This is a genomic window from Shewanella loihica PV-4 (genome assembly GCF_000016065.1).
In the GTDB taxonomy this organism is placed as follows: domain Bacteria; phylum Pseudomonadota; class Gammaproteobacteria; order Enterobacterales; family Shewanellaceae; genus Shewanella; species Shewanella loihica.
Map to the genome: position 1 here is coordinate 552,828 of NC_009092.1, position 15,846 is coordinate 568,673.

Sequence of the window (15,846 nt, forward strand, 5' to 3'; positions counted from 1 at the left end):
CTTGCTTGGTCTCTTCCTGTTTAGGTTTCTCGGCCTGTCCGCCGCATCCGCCACAACAACTCATAACAACTCCTGTTGGTTCGATTAACTGGTCACAGAGTACTTGATTAAATTACTCGGGTATTTGATCTCGATCAGCTTTTGTCGACTTGTTGTGATCGCCGCCGCGCGCGGCAGCGATCCTTTAAGCATTCTGGCGATCATTTAAGATCTCAGGCGGTCAGCTCCTGCTGCGCGCCCTGGCTATCCCGGGCGGCGAAATAGCTCAGGGTGTCGGCTATGATCACCTTGCGCAGGCCGATGAGGGCGATCAGGTTGGGGATCGCCATCAGGCCGTTGACGGTATCGGCCAGCAGCCAGATGAGATCCAGCTGGATGAAGGCCCCCACGGCGATAAGGCTGAGGAAGATAAACTGGTAGATCTTAATCCCTCGCTCGCCCAGCTTGTGGCCGGTGAGATAGTACCAGCAGCGCTCGCCGTAGTAGTGCCAGCCCAGTATGGTGGTGAAGGCGAAGCAGACCAGGGCTATGGTCACCAGATATTGGCCGATGACGGCCGAACCGCCGGTGGCGAAGGCGGCGCTGGTCATGGCGGCACCTGCGGCGTCGCCGCTCCAGACACCTGTGATGATCAGCACCAGTCCCGTTATGGTGCAGATGAGCAGGGTATCGAAGAAGGTGCCCGTCATGCTCACCAGTCCCTGTTCGACCGGCTCCTTGGTTTTGGCGGCTGCCGCTGCGATGGGCGCGCTACCCAGACCAGACTCGTTGGAGAAGACCCCACGGGCGATCCCTATCTGAATTGCCTGGGCGACCGTGGCACCCAGGAAGCCGCCGGCGGCCGAGATGGGGCTGAAGGCCGAGTGGATCACCAGCTGCAGCGCCGGGATGATCTGCTCGCTAAAGGTCACCAAAATCCACAGGCAGGCCAGCACGTAACCCAGGGCCATGCTGGGCACCAGCTTCTGTGCCACCTTGGCGATCCGCTTAACGCCCCCAAGGGTAACAGCGGCTACCAGCAGGGTGAGCACTAGGGCCGTGACCCAGGCGGGAACGTGGAAGGCGATGGTCATGGCATCGCTGATGGCGTTGACCTGGGCAAAAGTGCCTATGCCGAAGAAGGCGACGCCGACGCCGAACAGGGCGAACAGCTTGGCCAGCCAGCCCAGACCCAGGCCGCGCTCTATGTAATACATGGGGCCGCCGGCGATATTGCCGCGTGCATCTGTGGTGCGATACTTGAGCGCCAGCATGCACTCGCCATACTTGGTCGCCATGCCGAAGAAGGCCGCCAGCCACATCCAGAAGAGGGCGCCCGGGCCGCCTACCTTGATGGCGGTGGCTACGCCGACGATATTGCCCGTGCCTATGGTGGCCGACAGCGCGGTGCACAGGGCGGCGAAGGAGGAGAGATCCCCCTGGCCGCTGGCGGGTTTAAACAGCAGCCTAAGCGCCAGGGGCAGCTTGAAGACCTGGATTAGCCTGAGGCGCAGGGTGAGATAGAGGCCGGTACCGACCAGCAGGCACAGGGTGATGGGGCCCCAGACGATGGCGTTGATCTCGCTTAGTAACGCGTGAAAATTCATGATGTTCCTCGAATATTAAACTCTAGGGTCCGTAGACCCCCTAATATGGAGGAGGAAAAGAAATGTCTGTGTGGAGACCGGCGTTTGTGGCTAACGTGACACTTATTAGTAGTGACGGCTATTAACAGTGACACCTAGCGGCACCGATTAACAGCGGCAGGCTTTAACAGTGGCGCGCAGCTACTGGCAAAAGCAACAAACGACAGTGACTGAATATAGCCGGGGCTATAACCGCTACAGTCATCCTCTCCTCTGTCCTTTTGCCTGAGCGTTTCGCGCAGCCATTGGGGCTGCACTTTCGCCTTCGGCGCCGTGATACCTAGGGGTTATCCTGGGCTCTCAGTCTCTCCAGAGGCTCGTCCAGTAACAGTCCACGCCACAATATGGCACCTGAAAGAGTGGTTTCTCGCCGATAACGCCTGGCGACAAACTTGCCTCGTCGGTGTGGGGTTGACTCCCCACTCTCCTGCTACCTTCATCCGAACGGAATCCGGGGGCGGCAGCCCCCGGGGCCGTATAGCATGCGCCAAACGCCGCGCCAGCTCAAGGGGCGAAGTCACACTTTTGGTTGAGAGAGTAGCAAGGATGGTCGCCAAGAGAGAGGAGAGGGGGTGAACGCCAGGCTTAGACCAAAGGCGTACGATTTTTTTCGCCCAGCCCCTTACCTTGGCGCCCGCCCAGGGTTTAGAATAAAAGCTCATAATCACGTTGTGGTTATACTGGCATTCATTGCTTAGCAGTCCAGCCTCTACGCTCACAGAAACTTCAGGTGTATCGTCACCTCACGACTTGCCATTTTTTGCCAAGTGCAGACAAGCCTTGATCTCGACTCGTTACACTCAGATGTTCGCAACTGTGTTGCGGCCGCAAGCATTATTTCATCGGGATCAACATGTTTTCAGCAGTCAAAAAAAGCATTAGCGCTAAACCCTCTTTTCAGGAGATACAGACCAACATCTTGGCGGGATTGACCGTGGGGGTGATTGCCCTGCCACTCTCTATGGCACTGGCGATCGCCAGCGGCGTGCCGCCTCAGCACGGCCTCTACACGGCGATGATCGCCGGCATAGTGATCGCCCTGTGTGGCGGCTCTAAGGTCAACATCTCGGGGCCGACGGCGGCCTTCGTGGTGATCTTGCTGCCCATAGTGCAGCAGTTTGGTCTGGGGGGACTCCTGCTGAGCGGCCTGATGGCCGGGGTGATACTGCTGTTGATGGGACTGGGTAAGCTGGGCAAGTTGATCGAGATAGTGCCTTATCCGGTGACCGTAGGCTTCACCGCCGGGATAGGCGTGGTGATCGCCACCTTTCAAATCAAAGACTTCTTCGGCCTCGAGGTGGCCGCTGGTGGCGAGCATTACCTGGAAAAGCTCTCCTATATCCTCCAGGCGCTGACCAGCATCAGTTGGCAGGAGACGCTGATCGGTGCCCTGACCCTGGCCGTGTTGCTGGCCTGGCCCAAGCTCAAGTCTAAGGTGCCGGCGCACCTGGCCGCGCTCTTGGTGGGCGCACTCATCGCCTGGGTCATGACCCAGATGATCGGCGGTTTCTCGGTGGCGACAATCGGCAGCCGTTTTCACTATGAGCTCGATGGCCTGCTGGGCAGCGGTATTCCGCCCATCATGCCAAGCTTCGAGTGGCCCTGGAATCTGCCGGGCGCCGATGGTCAGCCCATAGGCATGAGTTTCGAGCTGGTGCGTGAGCTACTGCCCTCGGCCATCACCATCGCCATCCTGGGCGCGCTGGAATCCTTGCTGTGCGCGGTGGTGGCCGATGGCATGTCGGGCAAGAAACACAACCCCAACGATGAGCTGATCGGCCAGGGGCTGGGTAACATCTTGGTGCCCCTGTTTGGTGGGATCCCCGCGACGGCGGCTATCGCCCGCACTGCGGCCAACGTCAAGGCTGGGGGTAGCATGCCGCTGGCCTCAGTGGTTCATGGTCTGTTTATTCTGGCGGGGATCCTCCTGCTGGCGCCGCTGCTGTCATACATTCCTATGGCGTCCATGGCGGCGCTGCTGCTGGTGGTGGCCTGGAACATGAGCGAGGCCAAACACTTCGTCCGCACCCTCAAGGTGGCGCCGAGGGACGATGTGTTGATCTTGGTACTCTGTTTCGCCCTTACCGTGTTGTTCGACATGACGATTGCCGTGGCGGTGGGCATGGGGCTGGCGGCTATGTTGTTTATTCGCCGCAGCATTAGCCTGACCGATGCCAGGGCGGTGGAGACTAACCATCAGGCCTATGAGGTGCCTGAGAGTGTGGTGGTGTACGACATCAATGGGCCGCTGTTTTTCGGCTCTGCCCACAAGGCGCTCAAGACTATCGCCCTGGTGCGTCCCGACGTGAGGGTGGTGATTCTGGATATGTCCGAGGTGACTCTGCTGGATATGAGCGCCATCGTCGCCATGGAGTCGATCGCCCAAGATCTGTCGGGCAAGCAGGTGGCGCTGATCATCAACAACCTGCAGCCGCGCATGTTGCTCAAGCTCAGGCGGGCGGGGATCCGCAAGCGCCGTGGTCAGGTGGAGTATGCTCGCACCATGGACGACAGCTTCGCCCTGGCCCAGCGGATGACGGCGCAGGCATAAAGCGATTAGGGCACTTGGGGTCGCTGCATGTCGAAGCGCAGCGCCTCAGAGATGCCATAGTAGGCCGAGGGGCCACCGGCCCTGAGGATAGGCTTGGCCTTGGCGGTCTGGTAGCTGCCATCTTCTATCAGGCTGGGGTCGATATGCACGGCGACCACTTCGCCCAGCACCAGCCAGGTCTCAATTTTATCGCCAGCGGCCGATTGCAGCTGTAGCGACTGGGTCAGCCTGCACTCGAAGTTGACCGGGCTCTCGGCCACCCGGTCGACCCCCACAACGCTACCCGCCACAGGCGTGAGCCCGGCAAAATCAAACTCGTCGCTGCCCGCTGGCAGGGCCGCCGAGGTGAGGTTCATCTTCTCGGCCAGCGGCCGGGTGGCCAGGTTCCAGACAAATTCGCCCGTAGCCAATATGTTGGCCAGGCTGTCCTTATAGCCGACGCTGGCGAAGCCTATGATGGGCGGATGGTAGTTGAAGCAGTTGAAGAAGCTATAGGGAGCCAGATTTCTATGGCCTTCGGGGCTGCGAGAGGCGATCCAGCCGATCGGCCTGGGCCCGACGATGGCATTGAGCGGATCGTGCGCCAGCCCATGGCCCTTGCTTGGTTCATAGTAATAACGCGCCTGTGTGTCCATCTCATCACCCTCTGCCAAGATCGCTGTCGATTAGGTTAGTCGATTAGGTTATTTAACGCCGCTTCAGCTCGAAAAACAACTCTCTGGTCTTGGGTTGAGTTTTTGATTAGTCTAAAAAATTCCCTACCTAACAGTGAGAGCTCGAATGCTTGCCAATAAGAATAATAATTTAAGCCTCTTTGCGATTGTTATCTCGCTCGTCTGCCTACTTGCACCTCAGCTTGGTCAGGCGGCCGCTACCGACGAGATACTGCCGCTGCGCGAGCGTGCGGCGATGATCGACAGCCTGATTCAGAAGCGTGTGCAGCAACTGCTGCCCGACTTGATGCGCGAAACCAATATCGATATGTGGCTGCTGATCAGCCGTGAATATAACGAAGATCCCGTGCTGCAAACCCTGCTCCCTGCCACCTGGTTGTCGGCGCGGCGCACCACCATACTGGTATTTGCCCGCGATAAGCAGGGGGAGGTGACCGCCTATGCCATCGCGCCTTATAGCGTGGGGAATCTGTTTACCAAGGCCTGGGATAAGGAGGCGCATCCCAGTCAATGGCAGGCGCTGAACGCCTTAGTGGAGCGCTATCAACCCAAGCGTATCGGGGTGAACCGCTCCGGTAGCTGGGCCCACGCCGACGGCCTGGTAGCGGGAGACGAGCAGTGGCTCTTGAGTCATCTGCCCGAGCGTTATCGACAGGCGCTGGTGTCTGCCGAGCCACTTGCGGTGGGCTGGCTTGAGCGCCGCATCCCAGAGGAGATTGAGCTCTACCCCAGCCTGGTCAAGATGGCCCATGAGATCATCGCCCAGGGTTTTTCCAATCGGGTGATTAAGGTGGGGCAGACGACCAGCGAGGATCTGGTGTGGTGGTTTAGGGAGCGGGTACGTGAGCTGAAACTCGACACCTGGTTTCATCCCAGCGTCACCATACAGAGGGCTAAGCAGCAAGACTTGTCTGGCGATAGCGTAATTCTGCCGGGTGATCTCCTGCATGTGGACTTTGGTATCACCTACCTGAGATTGAATACCGATACCCAGCAACTCGCCTATGTGCTGCGCGATGGCGAGACCCAGGCGCCCGACTATCTGGTGAAGGCGTTTAACTCTGGCAACCAGCTGCAAGACATACTCACGGCTCAGTTTGCCGTGGGCAAGACGGGCAATGAGGTGCTCAAGGCGGCGCGTGAACATGCCATCGCCGCTGGGCTGAAACCCACTATCTATTCTCATCCCATCGGCTATCACGGTCATGGTGCCGGCACTAGCTTAGGGATGTGGGATGCCCAGCAAGGGATCGCGGGATCTGGGGATCACCCCCTGCATCTTAACACCGCCTACTCCATTGAGCTCAATAACGCCGTGTTTATCCCCGAATGGGAGCGCGAGATCCGTATCATGCTGGAGGAAGATGCCATGTTTGACGCCAGCGGCGTCTGGTATCTGGATGGCCGCCAAACGGCACTGATCTTAATCGAACCGGAATTAAGTATGGGAGGTAAGTGAGCGGACTAATACATTTGTTGTATTTTTGTTGACACTCGATTGGCCTGGCAGTAGCTTCTAGTTTCTTTTTTTTGAGGGAACAAAAATTGTGACTAACTACAAGATACAAAAACATTTTTCGCTAATTTTAGGGGTTGTTTTATTAGGCCTGACCACAGGTTGTGCCACCTCTTATAAGGTTGACCCTGAGCTGGTAAGCCAGTTTAAACCTGAGGCGACGCCGACTCAGGAGCAAACTTTCGTCTATGTGATCCGCGGTGCTAACTTTCAGGGGGGCGCCCGCGGTGCCTGGGTAGCGGCTAACAAAGATGTGGTTGCCGATCTCTCTAACGGCAGTCATACCCTGTTAAAGTTGGCAACCGGGCTTAACTCTGTGCATCTGGTGCAGGGGCTGGTGGGCTTCGGTTATAGCCGGGTAGATAATCGTCCCGGTGAGACAGTGTATCTGACCATAGACTACACCACGGGCAAGATGAAGGAGGTCGAGCGTGACCTTGGTGTCTCCATGATCATGCAGACCAAGAAGGCCAAAGATATCGGTGCGCCGAGAAAGAACGATGCCTACGATAACCTGTTGGCCAATCCCGCCTTGCTGGGCTTTCCCGTGATGAAGACCGGCGTCGAGCCGATTAAACCCGATGAGCACTCGGCGGTGATCAACTTCTATCGCATGGAGACGCTGATCGGCGAGGTGCCTTTCGATATCTGGTCTGAAACCGGTTATGTGGGTAGTACCAAGGCGGGCACCTATTTTCAGGTGAGAGTCACTCCGGGCAAGCACACCTTCGTATCACTCTCCGAGCGTTATTCCGTGCTCGAAGCCGAGGTCGAGGCGGGCAAGGAGTATGTGGTCGAGTACGATGTCGACATGGGATGGAACCAGGCCCATGTGCAGATCTTGCCGATCGATCCCGTCAAGTCGGCTAAGACCATCAGGAAGTGGCAGGAGAAAGCCAGGCTGATGGTGTTGGATGAGACTGTGGTGCAGCAGCCCGAGTTTGCCCAGCGTGTTCAGATGGCGAAGGAATACCTGACGCCGAAATTTAAGAGCATAGATGCTGGCGAGATGAGCACTCGTGCCTTGACTAAGCAGCACGCGCTCTAGTCTCTAGGCTCTAGTCTTTAGGGACTAGGCCTTGCCTCTCATAAGCGAATCACTCTTAGGTGGTTCGCTTTTTGTTTTTTAGCCACCGCGAATATAAGCCAGTGTGAGCCGGCCCTCAGTTTCATTTCATAAGATCTCCCACAATTAAGTTATTGGCGTGAGCCAATAACTCATCAACATTTAATCGATAAAGGGAATGGCCATGCCAAGACCCAAAAAATGTCGCCGCCTGCAGTGCCGTCCGCCCTGCAGCCTGTTTAAGCCTAATGGGATCCCAAGCGTGGAGCTGGAGAAGATCCAGCTGGAGGCCGACGAATTTGAGGCCCTGGCGCTGGGTGATGTGCAGCGTCTCAGCCAGTTGGAGGCCGCCGCGTCCATGGGGATCTCCCGCCAGACCTTCGGCAATCTGTTGGCCAGTGCCCGCCAAAAGGTGGCTACGGCGATCACTCAGGGGCAGGCCATAGTGTTGCCGAAATCGAACCAATAAGGAATCATCATGATAATTGCTATGCCCATGAGCAGGGGCCGTCTGGCGGCGCATTTTACCAAGGCGCAGCGCATCGGCTTCTTCAACGAATATCACCAGCTGATTACCAGCTTCGATAACCCGGCCATAGGTGGCGGTGGTTGTTGCGCCAAGAGTGAGCTGCTCAGCCTGATCAAGGCGCAGAAGACAGACATAGTGATAGTGCAGCATATCGGCGAGCGCATGCTGGGTAAGTTGCTGGCGGCGGGGATCAGCGTCAGCCAGGGTGACAACGCTGAGAGTATCGAGGTGCTGCTCAGCCAGACTCAGCTGATGGAACGTCGTCTGCTGGACGCCTCACAGGGACGGGCTTCCCTCAATCACGCCAAGAAGGGCGGCTGCTGTGCCAGCGGGGGAGACTGTGGTTCGGCCGAGGGCGGATGTGGCTGCGGCGGTCATAAGCCTATGTCTGAGGTATCGAGTTTGCTACAAAAGCCTGAGTCAGCCCAGGGTGAACTGGCGTCTGTCTCCTATAGCGGCTTTCGACCCCTGAGTTAGGCCCATCAGTCCAGCAATTGATAGGGGCGAGCGATCGCCTCTCTTACCTCGACCATGGCAAACACCTTCACAAAGCGAGCAAACGCCTGCCCCTGAAAGTAGAGCTCGACGACGGGGAGGGTGAACACCCTGTGGGCGGCGGCAATATCGCCCTGCTGCTCACAGTCGATATAGCAGAGGCGCATCTTGGGAAACTCTTCGGCTAGCATCTGCAGCAGCCTGGGCTTGATACTCTGACAGACGCCGCAGTGGGCGCCGCCAAAGAGCAGGAGCACGGCCTCATGGGCGGCTAAGTAGTCGTCCAAGGCGTCACTTGACTCTATGTTATCGGCGGTTAACTGTGGCATCTGAATTACCCTTATCCCTTACCTTCTCTTTCGTCTTGGCTTGAATATCTTAAGTGGCTCCACAAGTGTTACGCCAGATAGAGAGCATGCCTATAAAGAGGTATTTAAATTCAATATGATAGCCTAATTTGCCTACTTGGTTCACACTTCTTTTGTTCGGGGCGAATATCCGTTGTCCACCTTCTCTGCTCTGAGTAGACTGGCGGCAATAAAGCCACATTCAAGATGTTTGTTTAGTTTCTAATTCTGGCCGAGGCGCAGCAGATGCTTAATATTGATGATCCTAGTGTGGTCGACAAGACACCGGCGATATGGCGCTTGGGGTTTAGACCCTTCTTCCTGGGCGGCGCCCTGCTGGCGACCCTGTATGTGCCCCTGTGGCTGATCTCCTGGTATCTGCCGGAGATGAGTCTGCTGAGATCTCAGTTCTGGGTCAAGGTGGTGCCGCTCTGGTGGCATCCCCATGAGTTGCTGTTTGGTTTTGCCGTGGCTATCGTCTCTGGCTTCCTGCTCACCTCGGTACAGACCTGGACCAATCAGCCTAGCCTCAAGGGCTGGCCCCTGGCCTTGGTATTTGCCTGCTGGTTACTGGCGCGGGTGCTGCTATTGTCGCCGTTTGAGCTGCCGGTGTGGCTGCCCGGGCTGTTTGACAGCCTCTTCTTGCTTCTGACGGCGGCCAAGCTCTGGTCTTGCATCTACCGGGTCAAGCAGTGGCGCAACATAGGCTTTCCCATCATGTTGCTGGTGGCCACGGGGATCAACCTGCTGAGTTACTACGCCCTGAGCCAGCGCGACTTCGTGCTGAGCCACCATATCTGGCAGGGGATGCTCTGGTGGCTGGGACTGCTGATCACCATAGTGGGCGGTCGGGTGATCCCCTTCTTTACCGCGGTGCGCGTCAAACAGGCCAAGCCCGAGCCGATTAAGGCGTTGGATCTCAGCCTGATAGCCTTGATGATCTTGTTGATTGCCCAGGGGATCACTAAATACCTCACGCCCGGGGCCGAGCAAGCTTTGCTGGCGGTGACGGCGCTGGCACACCTGCTGCGCTGGAGTCGCTGGCTGCCCCACAAGACGCTCGGCGAGCCCATGCTCTGGTCCTTGCAGCTGGCCTATCTCTGCTTGCCCCTGACCCTGGCGGCGCTCGCCTGGAATATTGACGATGAAAATGCCTATCGCCATCTGCTGCATCTGTTTGCCATCGGCACCATGGCGGGGCTCTGCCTGTCGATGATCTCCCGGGTCTCCTTGGGCCATACCAGCCGTAACATCTATCAGGGCCCCAAGATGTCTCTGGCCTTTCTTGGCATCACGCTGGCGGCGCTGTGCCGGGCCGTGATGCCGCTGTGGTTTCCCGAATATAGCGAGCTGTGGCTGTGGATCGCCGGCAGCTGCTGGAGCCTGGCCTTCGGTTGGTTTGTCTGGTGCTACGCGCCCATATTAACCCGGCCCAGAGTCGACGGACGTCCGGGCTAGCCCAGACACAATCTATCCCAGACACAAGTAGTCATTTAAATGAGTGTGGAAGTGTAATGAAGAAACTAACTGCCATCGCATTGAGCCTGCTGGGCTGGTGCACCCTGAGCCAGGCGCTCGCCGCAGATGTGAGCCCCGAGAAGATGAAGGCCAAATATCCTAACCAGTATGCCAGCTGGCAGGCGACTTCGACCCAGGCGGCGCGCAGCGACATGCTGGCCAGCTATCCCGCCGCCATTATCCTCTGGGCGGGCTCGGCCTACGCCAAGGAGTACCATAGCCCTCGGGGGCATCAGTTTGCGGTGGCCGACGTGACCCATACCCTGCGCACAGGTGTACCGCCTGGAGAAGGCAAGAAGGGGCTGTCGGCGAGCTGCTGGACCTGTAAGTCCCCCGACGTGCCAAGGCTTATCGATGAGCTGGGGGTCGAAGGCTTCTCGGCGAAGAACTTCACCGATCTCGGCACCGAGATGAACAGTGTGGTCTACTGCAGTGACTGTCATGAGCAGGGCAAGGCGGAGTTGAGCCTGCCGCGTCCTCACGCCCGCGACGCCATGGCCAAGGTCCATCTGCCCTTCGACAAGCAGGATGAGGCGATGCAGGGGGCGCAGGTGTGTGGCCAGTGCCATGTGACCTACTACTTTCAGCCGGAGCGCAGCAACAAGGTTAACATTCCCTGGATCTTCGGCAGCAGCGCGGATCTTATTGAAAAATATTACGACACTCGCCGCTTCTACGAGTGGATCCATCCCGTTTCTAAGACGCCCATCCTCAAGGCGCGTCATCCTGAGTTTGAGCATTGGAGCCGCAGCGAACACGCCAAGGTGGGCGTCACCTGTGTGACCTGCCACATGCCGGCGGCGACCGACGGCGAGGGCAAGGCCTATACCAACCATCAGGTGGGCAAGGCGCTGCCAAACTATGACGTTGTGTGTCAGGGCTGCCATGAGAATAAACAGGCCTTGATGAAACAGCTCAACTCGGCCAAGTCGCAGATAGCCGAGAAGGCGAGACGCGTGGAGCAACTACTGGTCAAGGCCCACTATGAGGCGGGAGCCGCCTGGGATGCGGGCGCGAGCTGGGCAATCATGAACGATGCGATCATGGCGATCCGTCATGCCCAGTGGCGCTGGGATTTTGCCATGTCATCCCACGGCAGCTATGCCCATAACCCCCAGGAGGCTAACGCTCTGCTGGACACGGCGATCCTTCAGGCCGAACATGCCCGCCGCGCGCTTAGCGAAATCCTCAGTATGTTGTCTGTTACCCAGGTGAACTACCCGGACATTTCCACCAAGGAGGCGGCGCAGCAGGCGGTGGGGATCGAGCTGGATAAGCTGACCGAGGCTAAGCAGGCCTTTATCAAGCAAGAGGTGGATAAACACTGGCCCGCGGTGAGCCGAACAGGTTACTAATCTACTGGCTTTCAAGTTTACGTAATTAAAAGCGCCGACCTGGATACCGGGTCGGCGTTTTTTGTTGCTAGCGCCTGAGCAGCGGATATTGGCTGTCGAATGCCTGGCATTTCTCTTTAAGAAACTCGATACAGGTGCGGACCTTGTGGCTTGGGTATTCCGTCTGTAGATAGGTGAGCTGTAGGGGGATGGGGTCGGCCAGATAGTCTACCAGCAGCAGCTCAAGCCTGCCCTCTGTGACCTCCTGGGCCACATCGAACCAGCTCTTGTAGGCGATCCCTTCTCCCGCCAGGGCCCACTCTTTTATCACGGCGCCATCGTTGCAACTCTTGCTGCCCGTTAGCTCGACCTCTAGGGGCTGTTGTTTGTAGGCGAAACGCCACTTGTGCCATGGGGTGTTACCGCGGTTGAGCAATAAGATCTTATGCTGGCTTAGCTGCTGGGGATGACTCGGGCGGCCATGTCGCGCTAAGTAGACTGGGGAGGCCACCGTCACCCTGTGCATGCGCGCCAGCTGCCGACGCATCAGGGAGGAGTCCTGCAGCTCACCGTATCTCAGCGCCAGGTGGACATTCTGGGCGATGAGATCGTCCAGCTGATCGCCGAAATAGAGCCTCAGGGTCAGCTCGGGGGCCTCGGCTGTCAGCTCATCCAGCCAGGCTCTGACCCGATTGCGGCCAAGATCTGAGGGAAGGGCGATACGTAGCTCGCCCCTGAGTTCGCCTCGCTTGTCGGCCAGGGCGTCGCTGGCGCCTTGCAGTAGGCTGAGGGCCTGACGCCCGGTGTCGATGAAGGCCTGGCCCTCCTCGGTGAGCTGCATGTTGCGGGTCGAGCGGGCGAACAGCTGACAGTTGAGCTTATGTTCCAGACGCTGCAGGGCGGCGCTGGCGGAAGCAGGTGTCATGCCCAGCTCGCGGGCGGCGGCCGATATGCTGTGCAGGTCGGCGATGCGGATCGCCAGTTGCAGATCTTTGAGATGATACATATCAAAAATTTTTTGAAAATGATTTCAATACTAGCCTAATTATCAAATTATGTAACGGGTAATAGACTCTGTTTCATCGAACAACTTGAACTGCATCTGCCGCGACCTGTCGGCATAAGGAAACCCGATGAAACTTTTTAACTCCTACCAGATGGGCCAGCATACCTTGGCCAACCGTATCGTGATGGCGCCCATGACCCGTTCACGCACCAGCCAGCCGGGCAACTTGCCCAACCAGATGATGGCCACCTACTATGCACAGCGCGCCTCGGCGGGGCTGATAGTGACCGAGGCGACCCAGATCTCAGGCGATAGCCAGGGATATTCCTTCACTCCTGGCATCTATACCCAGGCGCAGATCGACGGCTGGTGTCAGGTGACAGATGCGGTGCACAGTGCGGGCGGCAAGATCTTCAATCAGCTCTGGCATGTGGGCCGGGTGTCTCATCCTGTCTTTCAGGGTGGCGAGGCGCCCATGGCACCCTCGGCCATTAAGCCCGAAGGAACCCAGGTCTGGGTGGTCGATGAAGCGCACCCCGAGGGGCAGATGCTGGATTGTCCGACGCCCAGAGAGATGACCCAGGCGGATATCGACCGTGTGGTCAAGGACTTTGCCTTGGCTGCGAGCAATGCGGTGACCGCCGGCTTCAATGGGGTGGAGATCCACGGCGGTAATGGTTACCTCATCGATCAGTTCCTGCGCACCAACTCTAACAAGCGCCGCGATGCCTACGGCGGCAGCGGTGAGAAACGTATTCGCTTCCTGCTTGAGGTGGTGGCGGCCGTGAGCGAAAAAGTTGGCGCCGGCCGCGTCGGCGTGCGTCTCGCTCCCTTCGTGACCTTTAAGGACATGAACTGCCCCGAGATCGTCGATACCATCTTGCTGGCAGCCGACGCGCTGTCAAAGATGGGGGTCGCCTATATTCATCTGTCAGAGGCGGATTGGGATGATGCGCCGCAGATCCCCGAGTCTTTCAGGGTGCAGCTGCGCAACCTGTTCGACGCCACTATTATCGTGGCAGGACGCTACGATCTCGCCAGAGCCAGCGAGGTGTTGAGCAAGGGCTATGCGGATCTGGTGGCCTTCGGTCGTCCCTTTATCGCCAACCCTGACCTGCCCTATAGATTGCAGCAGCAGTTGCCGCTGGCAAGCTTCGACAAGGGGCCGCTATTTGGCGGTGGCGAGGCGGGATATACGGACTATCCCGCTGCGCGTTAGGCATAATAAAAATCTGATGGGAGGTAATCCCTTAGCCCCAAGGATTAGTACGAGGGCTAGGGGATTAATCGACTCAGTGCCTGAGATCAGAAATCAGGTGCCACTGCCTGCGGCCCATCTCCAATATCACCCCAACGGCGAGTCCGGCGGCGGTATTGATGGTCAGGCAGACGGCGGCGGTGGATAAGATCACAAAGATGCAGAAGGGTTTGCCATCGAGGAAGCGTTTCGACCAGGCCAGTTGCAGGCCGGCGATCGCCAGCAGGCTCCCCAAGATCGCAAGAGGGATCAGGGACAGCACCTGGGCTATGGTATCGCCCCAGCACAGGGCGACCAGCAGGCAGCAGATACCGAACAGGGCCGGGGCGCGCCAGCTGCGGGCACCAAAGTGATACTGCACCGCCAGGCCGCCCGCGCCATGGCACATGGGCGTTGCGCCTAATGGTGCCAGCAGTAGGTTTGCCCAGCCCGAGCTGGTGGCCAGGCGCCGCGGCGCGAAACGTTTGTCATCTACCAGGGCGTCTTGGGGGAATTTCTCACCGGCCATGGCCGAAGTGGCGATCACCGCATTGGTGAGTGTGAGTGCCAGTTGCGGTAGCACTAACAGCAGGGCGGCAGATTGCCACTCGTCGATATTGGGCCAGCCCAGTTGCCAGTCAGTGGTGGCCGACAGGGTGAAACTGGGGGCCGAGCCCTGGTTTGCCTGCCACAGCATGCCTAGCACCAATACCAGGGGCATGGCCAGGTAGGGAAGCGGCATGAAACGGCTCATAAACAGGGCGCTGAAGGCCAGTATGCCGATGAGCCAGGTGCCGCTCATCATCTGCCCGCCCATCCAGATGAGTTGCAGGCCGATAGCCAGCTGTATACCTATGCTCACGGTGGGGGACAGTTGTTTGGCCATCCAGCCGATGGCACCGCTATAGGCCAGCAGCAAGAGTATGAGTCCCATCAGGATACCGCTGGCCTGCAGCATGCCGGGCGTGAGTCCCTGGGCGATCACCAGCGCTGCGATCACCTTCATCGGCTGCACAGGAATGGGCCGTCGATAGAAGTAGGCTGTAAAGAGGGCGAACAGGCCGAAGCCGAGAAAGATCCCCTGAGGCGAGAAATGGTTGATGGCGATCAGGCCGAGCACCAGTGGCAGAAAGGTGCCGAGATCGGCGAAGGCACCGCTGAATTCTCCTATGTGTTTGTTTAGCTGGTTAACGTCTTGGGTGTTACATCTCATATTACTTGCCGTGGGAAATCATCACTCATTTTACGGCAAATTTAATGCCATGTTTTTTGTAGGCTTTTATCGGTAAAACCGAGGCAAAATGGGCCATTTGGCTAACGTGGGTGAGACAAGTTGTCACACTCTTGGTCAACACTGGGTCAAGAGATCTCAACATTAATTATTGCTAATCATTCAAAAAGTGTGCGATTGCTGCGGATTTCTGGTCGGACGTGTGTGTTAGTGTTTCGCTTCTGTCAAATGAAAAAGGGGTCAAGTGATGGAAGAGAAGCAGTTAATCAAATTGGGGATTGTGCCTTTGTTGGTGGCGACGACATTTTTGCTGTCGGCCTGTGCCAGCCAGAGAGACATTATGATAGACCAAGGATATCCGGTCGCCTATGCCGATGGTTACGACGATGGATGCCATAGTGGCAATAAGGCGGGCGGCAGCCTGTTCGATCAGTTCAAGAAGGATGTCGCCAAGTTCGACGCCGATAAACAGTATGCTCAGGGATGGTCCGACGGCTTCAAGCAATGCGAGTCTGAGCAGGAAGCGATTCAGCGCCAGGTGAGGCTGAGTCTGGAGCAGCACAAACTCGACGAGCAGAAGAAACATAACGCCTGGGAAGAGAAGAAAGCGATGGAGCGCGAGGCGCTAAAGGGGGTAGACACCAGCGGCCTGAAGAGCCTGTCTCAATCTTAGCGACCAAGCTTAGGTTAAATGCAAAGGCCCGCGAGCGGGCCTTT

The 15,846-nt window shown here is 57.7% G+C and carries 14 protein-coding genes and 1 riboswitch; of the genes, 9 read left to right on the plus strand and 5 right to left on the minus strand.

Annotated features, from left to right (window positions below):
- Window positions 1-212 precede the first annotated feature (212 nt).
- Window positions 213-1,586, minus strand: a complete 1,374-nt coding sequence (locus tag SHEW_RS02545) for an alanine/glycine:cation symporter family protein (RefSeq protein ID WP_011864302.1) — start codon at window positions 1,584-1,586, stop codon at window positions 213-215.
- Between the two features lie 242 nt (window positions 1,587-1,828).
- Window positions 1,829-1,948, minus strand: a riboswitch (glycine riboswitch).
- A 518-nt stretch (window positions 1,949-2,466) separates the two neighbouring features.
- Here SHEW_RS02545 and dauA point away from each other — a divergent pair.
- Entirely contained in the window at window positions 2,467-4,176 is a 1,710-nt protein-coding gene (dauA, locus tag SHEW_RS02550; RefSeq protein WP_223294788.1) for a C4-dicarboxylic acid transporter DauA, read from the plus strand.
- A 5-nt stretch (window positions 4,177-4,181) separates the two neighbouring features.
- Here the strand turns inward: dauA and SHEW_RS02555 are convergent, their stop codons facing one another.
- The gene (locus SHEW_RS02555) at window positions 4,182-4,811 is read right to left on the minus strand and encodes a flavin reductase family protein (RefSeq protein ID WP_011864304.1); all 630 of its coding nucleotides are present in this window, start codon (window positions 4,809-4,811) and stop codon (window positions 4,182-4,184) included.
- 145 nt (window positions 4,812-4,956) lie between these two features.
- Here SHEW_RS02555 and SHEW_RS02560 point away from each other — a divergent pair, with 145 nt between their 5' ends.
- The 4 genes from SHEW_RS02560 to SHEW_RS02575 all read left to right on the plus strand — a co-directional run bounded on the left by SHEW_RS02560 (window position 4,957) and on the right by SHEW_RS02575 (window position 8,438).
- Window positions 4,957-6,309: a M24 family metallopeptidase gene (locus SHEW_RS02560; RefSeq protein WP_011864305.1), complete on the plus strand. Its 1,353-nt coding sequence runs from the start codon at window positions 4,957-4,959 to the stop codon at window positions 6,307-6,309.
- Window positions 6,310-6,397: 88 nt separating this feature from the next.
- Window positions 6,398-7,414: a hypothetical protein gene (locus SHEW_RS02565; protein WP_011864306.1), complete on the plus strand. Its 1,017-nt coding sequence runs from the start codon at window positions 6,398-6,400 to the stop codon at window positions 7,412-7,414.
- 202 nt (window positions 7,415-7,616) lie between these two features.
- Window positions 7,617-7,901 carry a DUF134 domain-containing protein gene (locus SHEW_RS02570; RefSeq protein WP_011864307.1) on the plus strand — a complete coding sequence of 95 codons (285 nt, stop codon included), beginning with the start codon at window positions 7,617-7,619 and terminating at the stop codon, window positions 7,899-7,901.
- A gap of 9 nt (window positions 7,902-7,910) precedes the next feature.
- On the plus strand, window positions 7,911-8,438 hold the full coding sequence (locus SHEW_RS02575; protein ID WP_011864308.1) for a NifB/NifX family molybdenum-iron cluster-binding protein: 528 nt from the start codon (window positions 7,911-7,913) through the stop codon (window positions 8,436-8,438).
- A gap of 5 nt (window positions 8,439-8,443) precedes the next feature.
- On the opposite strand, the gene SHEW_RS02580 is transcribed toward SHEW_RS02575, so the two are convergent.
- On the minus strand, window positions 8,444-8,785 hold the full coding sequence (locus SHEW_RS02580) for a thioredoxin family protein (protein ID WP_011864309.1): 342 nt from the start codon (window positions 8,783-8,785) through the stop codon (window positions 8,444-8,446).
- A 264-nt stretch (window positions 8,786-9,049) separates the two neighbouring features.
- Here SHEW_RS02580 and SHEW_RS02585 point away from each other — a divergent pair, with 264 nt between their 5' ends.
- Both SHEW_RS02585 and SHEW_RS02590 read left to right on the plus strand, forming a co-directional pair.
- Complete coding sequence (locus SHEW_RS02585; RefSeq protein ID WP_011864310.1) at window positions 9,050-10,261, plus strand: NnrS family protein; 1,212 nt, start codon at window positions 9,050-9,052, stop codon at window positions 10,259-10,261.
- Window positions 10,262-10,317: 56 nt separating this feature from the next.
- Window positions 10,318-11,676: an ammonia-forming cytochrome c nitrite reductase subunit c552 gene (locus SHEW_RS02590; protein ID WP_011864311.1), complete on the plus strand. Its 1,359-nt coding sequence runs from the start codon at window positions 10,318-10,320 to the stop codon at window positions 11,674-11,676.
- Between the two features lie 67 nt (window positions 11,677-11,743).
- Here SHEW_RS02590 and SHEW_RS02595 read toward each other — a convergent pair whose 3' ends face one another.
- On the minus strand, window positions 11,744-12,661 hold the full coding sequence (locus tag SHEW_RS02595) for a LysR family transcriptional regulator (RefSeq protein WP_011864312.1): 918 nt from the start codon (window positions 12,659-12,661) through the stop codon (window positions 11,744-11,746).
- 127 nt (window positions 12,662-12,788) lie between these two features.
- Between SHEW_RS02595 and SHEW_RS02600 the strand changes: the two genes are divergently transcribed.
- A complete protein-coding gene (locus tag SHEW_RS02600; RefSeq protein ID WP_011864313.1) occupies window positions 12,789-13,880 on the plus strand; it encodes an alkene reductase in 1,092 nt (363 codons plus the stop codon).
- Window positions 13,881-13,953: 73 nt separating this feature from the next.
- Here the strand turns inward: SHEW_RS02600 and SHEW_RS02605 are convergent, their stop codons facing one another.
- Complete coding sequence (locus SHEW_RS02605; protein ID WP_011864314.1) at window positions 13,954-15,111, minus strand: putative sulfate/molybdate transporter; 1,158 nt, start codon at window positions 15,109-15,111, stop codon at window positions 13,954-13,956.
- A 265-nt stretch (window positions 15,112-15,376) separates the two neighbouring features.
- Between SHEW_RS02605 and SHEW_RS02610 the strand changes: the two genes are divergently transcribed.
- On the plus strand, window positions 15,377-15,802 hold the full coding sequence (locus SHEW_RS02610) for a hypothetical protein (RefSeq protein WP_011864315.1): 426 nt from the start codon (window positions 15,377-15,379) through the stop codon (window positions 15,800-15,802).
- Window positions 15,803-15,846: the final 44 nt, after the last annotated feature.

Coding starts and splice junctions, on each gene's coding strand:
- SHEW_RS02610 (WP_011864315.1), top strand. CDS start 15,377: ATGGAAGAGAAGCAGTTAATCAAATTGGGGATTGTGCCTTTGTTGGTG.
- SHEW_RS02600 (WP_011864313.1), top strand. CDS start 12,789: ATGAAACTTTTTAACTCCTACCAGATGGGCCAGCATACCTTGGCCAAC.
- SHEW_RS02580 (WP_011864309.1), bottom strand. CDS start 8,785: ATGCCACAGTTAACCGCCGATAACATAGAGTCAAGTGACGCCTTGGAC.
- SHEW_RS02575 (WP_011864308.1), top strand. CDS start 7,911: ATGATAATTGCTATGCCCATGAGCAGGGGCCGTCTGGCGGCGCATTTT.
- SHEW_RS02590 (WP_011864311.1), top strand. CDS start 10,318: ATGAAGAAACTAACTGCCATCGCATTGAGCCTGCTGGGCTGGTGCACC.
- SHEW_RS02555 (WP_011864304.1), bottom strand. CDS start 4,811: ATGGACACACAGGCGCGTTATTACTATGAACCAAGCAAGGGCCATGGG.
- SHEW_RS02545 (WP_011864302.1), bottom strand. CDS start 1,586: ATGAATTTTCACGCGTTACTAAGCGAGATCAACGCCATCGTCTGGGGC.
- SHEW_RS02560 (WP_011864305.1), top strand. CDS start 4,957: ATGCTTGCCAATAAGAATAATAATTTAAGCCTCTTTGCGATTGTTATC.
- SHEW_RS02595 (WP_011864312.1), bottom strand. CDS start 12,661: ATGTATCATCTCAAAGATCTGCAACTGGCGATCCGCATCGCCGACCTG.
- SHEW_RS02570 (WP_011864307.1), top strand. CDS start 7,617: ATGCCAAGACCCAAAAAATGTCGCCGCCTGCAGTGCCGTCCGCCCTGC.
- SHEW_RS02605 (WP_011864314.1), bottom strand. CDS start 15,111: ATGAGATGTAACACCCAAGACGTTAACCAGCTAAACAAACACATAGGA.
- SHEW_RS02585 (WP_011864310.1), top strand. CDS start 9,050: ATGCTTAATATTGATGATCCTAGTGTGGTCGACAAGACACCGGCGATA.